This is a genomic window from Streptococcus suis, from assembly GCF_002960445.1.
GTDB lineage: Bacteria > Bacillota > Bacilli > Lactobacillales > Streptococcaceae > Streptococcus > Streptococcus hyiners.
In genome coordinates this window covers 1-271 of record NZ_POJD01000416.1, presented here as the reverse complement: position 1 = coordinate 271, position 271 = coordinate 1, and the positions used below count along the sequence as shown (strand labels likewise).

General features: G+C 41.0%; 1 pseudogene. It reads right to left on the bottom strand.

Annotated features, from left to right (window positions below):
- Positions 1-239 (bottom strand): annotated as a pseudogene (locus C1G53_RS12330) (thioredoxin); the annotation flags it as partial.
- Between the last annotated feature and the right edge of the window lie 32 nt (positions 240-271).

Genomic DNA, 271 nt, shown 5'->3' with positions numbered 1-271 from the left:
TCTGTTAATTTCGGAACAAAATCACGACAATAAGGGCATGTCTCACGACCTATGTATAATATAAATTCTTCCTCGTCTTGGACCTTTTGCTCCACTTCGTCTATCGAAATAGCCTGGTAACTCTTTACAGCCTTCACATAGTCTGATTCATTTGGCGTAGCCGCTGATTGAGATAGAAAGAAGGCCCCACCTACGACCAAAATAGCTAATAGCACTAGCAAAAAATACTTACGCCACATAATCCCTCCTCAAATACAGACAAAAAGCCCTT